At 76.6% G+C, this 4880-nt stretch carries 6 protein-coding genes; 3 read left to right on the forward strand and 3 right to left on the reverse strand.

Annotation, left to right across the window (positions count from 1 at the left end; translation table 11 throughout):
* Positions 1 to 8: 8 nt before the first annotated feature.
* Positions 9 to 1364 carry a CapA family protein gene (locus tag CTKZ_RS18745; protein ID WP_124344345.1) on the reverse strand — a complete coding sequence of 452 codons (1356 nt, stop codon included), beginning with the start codon at positions 1362 to 1364 and terminating at the stop codon, positions 9 to 11.
* A gap of 94 nt (positions 1365 to 1458) precedes the next feature.
* Here CTKZ_RS18745 and pgsA point away from each other — a divergent pair, with 94 nt between their 5' ends.
* The 3 genes from pgsA to CTKZ_RS18760 all read left to right on the forward strand — a co-directional run bounded on the left by pgsA (position 1459) and on the right by CTKZ_RS18760 (position 3153).
* On the forward strand, positions 1459 to 2052 hold the full coding sequence (pgsA, locus tag CTKZ_RS18750; RefSeq protein WP_124344346.1) for a CDP-diacylglycerol--glycerol-3-phosphate 3-phosphatidyltransferase: 594 nt from the start codon (positions 1459 to 1461) through the stop codon (positions 2050 to 2052).
* Between the two features lie 76 nt (positions 2053 to 2128).
* Positions 2129 to 2647 (forward strand): CinA family protein, encoded by a 519-nt coding sequence (locus CTKZ_RS18755; RefSeq protein ID WP_124344349.1) that lies wholly within the window; start codon positions 2129 to 2131, stop codon positions 2645 to 2647.
* Positions 2648 to 2811: 164 nt separating this feature from the next.
* Entirely contained in the window at positions 2812 to 3153 is a 342-nt protein-coding gene (locus tag CTKZ_RS18760; RefSeq protein ID WP_124344347.1) for a helix-turn-helix domain-containing protein, read from the forward strand.
* A 162-nt stretch (positions 3154 to 3315) separates the two neighbouring features.
* Here CTKZ_RS18760 and CTKZ_RS18765 read toward each other — a convergent pair whose 3' ends face one another.
* Together CTKZ_RS18765 and CTKZ_RS18770 are read right to left on the reverse strand one after the other, a co-directional pair.
* Positions 3316 to 4083 (reverse strand): DNA-formamidopyrimidine glycosylase family protein, encoded by a 768-nt coding sequence (locus CTKZ_RS18765; RefSeq protein ID WP_124344348.1) that lies wholly within the window; start codon positions 4081 to 4083, stop codon positions 3316 to 3318.
* A gap of 9 nt (positions 4084 to 4092) precedes the next feature.
* Positions 4093 to 4880: Lhr family helicase (locus CTKZ_RS18770; protein WP_443090085.1), on the reverse strand; the 788-nt coding region annotated here is incomplete at its 5' end.

A 4880-nucleotide genomic window follows, 5' to 3' on the forward strand; every position in this document is an offset into this window, starting at 1 on the left:
TCCGACGGTCAGCCGGCGGTGCGCGGCACGACTACCGGCGCGGGGCCGGTCGGGACGACGGGCGTCGTCCGCTCGGGCGCCTGCGCGCCCGCGGCCGCCCGGACGCGCGCCACGCGGTCGGCGACCTGGGCGGCGGACAGCGTGCCGGTGCCCTGCGGGACGTCGACGAGCGCGTGCAGCCGGTGCCCACCCGTGCGGTCGACGGTGATCGGCGTCCACTCGACGCCCGTGACCTCGACGGGCCCCGCGGCGACGCCGCGCGCGGGGAACGCGCCGGTCGCCCGGAGGTGCGCGGTGAGCAGCAGCCCGGAGCTCGTCCCGGGCGCGCAGCACGCCTCGTCCTGGTTCGACAGGTAGTTGCCGAGGCCGTACGCGACCCACATGCCCGCACCCCGGGGACCGCCCGCCAGGCGCTCGACGGGCTGCGGCACGTGCGCGTGGTGACCGATGACGAGGTCGACGACGCCCGAGTCGGCGAGCTGCTGGTCGATCGCGACCTGCTCCGCGGTCGGCTCCGTGCGGTACTCGACGCAGCAGTGCACGCTCGCGACGACGACGTCCGCACCCGCCGCCCGGGCAGCCGTCGCGGCCGCGACCAGGGCGGGCACGTCGATGCGGTCGACCGACCATGGCTTGTCCGCGTCGACGGGCATGCCGTTCGTGCTGTAGGTGGCTGCGAGGTGCGCGACCGTGACGACGCGACCGTCGCGCTCGAGCCGGTAGAGCTGCGGCTGCGCCTGCTCGGCCTCGGAGCGGGCGGTGCCGACGTGCCCGAGGCCGGCCGCGTCGAGCGCGTCGAGCGTCGCGGTCACGCCGGCGAAGCCCCGGTCGACCGAGTGGTTCGACGCCGTCGAGCAGCCGTCCCAGCCCTGTGCGCGCAGCCCCTGCGCGATCGCGGCGGGCGAGCCGAACATCGGGTAGCCGCTCGGCCGCGTGCCCGCGGGCGCGACGGGGACCTCGAGGTGGCACAGCGCGAGGTCGGCGGGCTGCACCCACCGGTCCAGGCCGGCGAGCAGCGGGGACAGGTCGTACCCGTCGGTGGTCCGCGCCGACGCGAGCACGGGCAGGTGGGGGAGGACGTCGCCGGCGGCGACGAGCGTGAGGTCGAGGTCGGGGTCGGCGGTCGGTGCCGGCGTCGGGACGGTCGACGCGGTCGGCGGGGCGTCGACACCGTCCGGTCCGGCGGCGGGTGTCGCGGTCTCGCCTGGCGGCAGGTCGAGCCGCGCGCCGGCCACGATCCCGCCGTCCGACGGTGCGGGGGTCAGCGCCGCCGCGGCACCCACGCCGACGAGGACGCACGCGAGCGCGACCAGCGCGCCCACCAGGGGCGACCGGCGTCGCCGGGCGCGGGCGTGGCGGGTCACACGCGGACAGTAGTGGCGGCGTCAGGGCCGGATGACACGCGTCACCCGAACGGCCGTGCGCGGCGCTGCCCGCTCGCCCAACTAGGCTGAGCGGGTGGTCGACGCCGTCCCCTCCGCCTGGAACCTGGCGAACGTGCTCACGGTGGCCCGCATCGTGCTCGTCCCGTTCTTCGCGTGGGCGCTCCTCGCCGACGGCGGCCACACCGTCACGGGTCGCCTGGTCGCGACCGGCATCTTCGTCGTCGCCGCGCTGACCGACCGGCTCGACGGCTGGCTGGCCCGGCGCTCGGGCACCATCACCGACCTCGGCAAGCTGCTCGACCCGATCGCGGACAAGCTGCTCGTCGGCACTGCGCTGGTCCTGCTGTCGTGGCTCGGTGACCTGCCGTGGTGGGTCACCGTCGTGATCCTCGTCCGCGAGCTCGGCATCACCGCGATGCGGTTCTTCCTGCTGCGGTACGTCGTCCTGCCCGCGTCGCGCGGCGGCAAGCTCAAGACCGTGCTCCAGTCGGTCGCGATCGGCCTCTACCTCCTGCCGCTCGACCAGCTCCCGGCCGCCGTCGAGGTGGTCGCCGCCGTCGCGATGGGCGCCGCCGTGCTGGTGACGGTCGTGACCGGCCTCGACTACGTGCGGACCGCCGTGCGCATCCGCCGGGCCGCCGCGGTGCCGCCCGCGGCGGGCGTCTAGGCGCGGCACCGTGGCAGAGGGCCGCGAGTCCGCGCCGGACACGCCTGACGAGGCGCCGGGCGAGTCGCACGGCGCCGTGGGGCGGGCGGCCGCGCTGCTCGACGTCCTCGGCCGACGCGGCTGGACGCTCGCCGTCGCCGAGTCTCTGACGGGCGGCCTCGTCTGCGCGACGCTCGTCGAGGTCGCCGGTGCCTCGGCGGTGCTGCGCGGCGGCGTCGTCGCGTACGCGACCGACCTCAAGGGCACGCTGCTCGACGTCGACCGCGCACTGCTCGCGGCGCGGGGCGCGGTCGACCCGGACGTCGCGACCGCCATGGCCGCCGGGGTCCGTGCCCGTCTCGTCGCCGACGTCGGCCTCGCCACCACCGGTGTCGCCGGCCCGACCGCGCAGGACGGTCACCCGCCCGGCACGGTGCACGTCGCGATCGTCACGCCGTCGGGTGCCGCCGTGGGCTCCCTGCACCTCGCCGGCGACCGGCCCGCGGTGCGGGCCGCAGCGGTGCGCGCAGTGCTCGACCTCGCGGTCGACGAGCTCGCCGGACGCGTGCCCGGCTCGGGAACACCCGGCGCCCCAGGACCGTTGCACACCACGTGATGAGCACTCGACCCCCGGCCCGACGCACGCCCGCGCGCGCGGGAGGTGCGCGGTACGGTGGGAGTCTCCCGGCGCAGACGAAGCCGGGTGCAGTGGTGACGGGTCCCTCGCGGGTCCCGGCGCCGAGCGATGGGCCGGCACGCGACGCGAGAGGGGGAGCCCGGATGGTTGTGCTACGTCGAGAGATCGGCGACGTCCTGCGGGACGCTCGTCAGCGCCAGGGGCGCACCCTGCGTGAGGTGTCGTCCGCGGCCCGTGTCTCGCTGGGCTACCTCAGCGAGGTCGAGCGAGGGCAGAAGGAGGCGTCGTCGGAGCTGCTGAACAGCATCTGCGAGGCGCTGGACGTCCCGATGTCGCTCGTGCTGCGCGAGGTCAGCGACCGTGTCGCGGTGGCCGAGGGTCTGCTGATCCCCGACACCGTCCCGGCCGACCTCGCCGCGTCCGTCGGCGGCAGCGCCGACAACGGCTGGCAGCGCGGTCGCGCGGAGCTCGCCCCGATCGGGTAGGCCCCGACGTCCCGGTGCTGCCGGGCTCACGGTCCGTGGACCTCAGGTCCGCGGACCGTGCCATGTCGTTGCACCGCTGGCCCCCGCGTGAACGGCGCCTCGCTGCGCCGAGCGGGTGACGCTCGCGTCCGGAGTGTGGTCACACCCGGGTGAAAACCGCCGCTACGACGACGTCGGCGGTGCCTGGCAGCGCGGGCACCAGAAGACCGGCCGTTCCATCGGCGGCTTGCGGGCCGTGCCACGAGCGATCGGTGTCCCGCACCGCACGCACGGCCGCTGCCGTCGACCGTGCACGCGCTCGTCCGGACGCCCCGTCGCCACCGACCGCTGCATGAGCCGACGAGCGACCCCGAGGATGCGTGCGGGGTCCGTGACCTCGTCCGCGGGCGTCCACGGCCAGACGCGCTCCGCGAAGAGCGACTCCGCCATGAAGATCGTGCCGATCCCCGCGACGGCCGTCTGGTCGAGCAGCACCTCCGCCACGGGCGTCGCGCCGCGGTCGGCCCAGCGGCGCAGCACCTCGTCGACGTCGAAGTCGTCGTCGAGGACGTCCGGGCCGAGGTGCCCCACGAGGGTGTGCTCGTCCCGCGTGGCGACGACGTCGAGCATGCCGAGCAGGCGTCCGAGCGCGGTCCACCGCTCGGTGGCGAGCACCGCGCGGATCTGGGGTGCGCGCGCCTGCGCCTGCGGTGAGCCGGTCGCTGCGACGCGCCACGTCCCGTCCATGCGCAGGTGCGTGTGCAGCGTGCGCCCGTCGTCGAAGCGCGTGAGCAGGTGCTTGCCGTACGCCGTGGTGCCCAGCACCGTCCGCCCGACGAGGTGGACGCCCGCGGCGGTCGGCCACCGGAGCTCGGCACGGACGAGCGGTTCCCCGACGAGCGCGGCGTTCAGACGGGCTGCCGTGCGACGCAGGACGTCACCCTCGGGCATCGGCGGTCCTCACGACTGCCCTCGCAGACGCAGCCCTCGCGGTGTCGGGGCGAACCCGGCCGCGACGAGCGCCTGACCCACGGGCCCGTGCAGCGCGCCGTCCGCGAGGACCTCGGCACCGTCGAGACGCGTCACGGTGAGGCGTCCGGAGTGGCGCGTGCGCACGGCCTCGGCGAGCCCGTGGGCCGCGGCCTCGAGGACGGCGACGTCGGACGTGAACGACAGCGCGGTGCGGCCGCCCCGTTCGAGGTAGAGGACGAGTGCGCCGTCGACCAGGACGACGAGCGCACCGGCCTTGCGGCCCGGCCGGTGGCGTCCGGGCGTGGGCGCCGGGCGTGCCGCGTCCGCCGACCCGGGGGTGTCGCGCTCGACGTCGCCGCTCGGCCACGCGAGCGCGGCTCCGTACGGGTTCGCGGGGTCGGTCGCGGCCAGCACCACGACGACGGGCCCCTCGCCCTCGGTGCGGCCCGCCGCGCCGTGCGGGTCGTCGGCGGCGTCCGCGGCACGTTCGGCGGCCCGGTCGACGACCTGCGCGTCGACGCGCAGGCGGTCCACCGCGCCGGGCAGCGCGAACTGCGACCCGCCGAGCCGTTCGACGAAGTAGCCGCGCCGGACCTGGCCGCCGTTCTCGAGCGCCGTGAGGACGCGGTAGACGTCGGCGAACCGCCCGCCGAGGCCCTCGGACGGCGCGACGGCGCGCGTGAGGACGCCGTGCCGGTCGAGCAGCTGCGCCGCGGCCGCGTGCGCACGCAGGGTCGGGTCGCCCTCGCGGCCCGGCAGCAGCGACCACCGACCGC

The sequence above is a fragment of the Cellulomonas algicola genome (assembly GCF_003851725.1).
Taxonomy (GTDB): domain Bacteria; phylum Actinomycetota; class Actinomycetes; order Actinomycetales; family Cellulomonadaceae; genus Cellulomonas; species Cellulomonas algicola.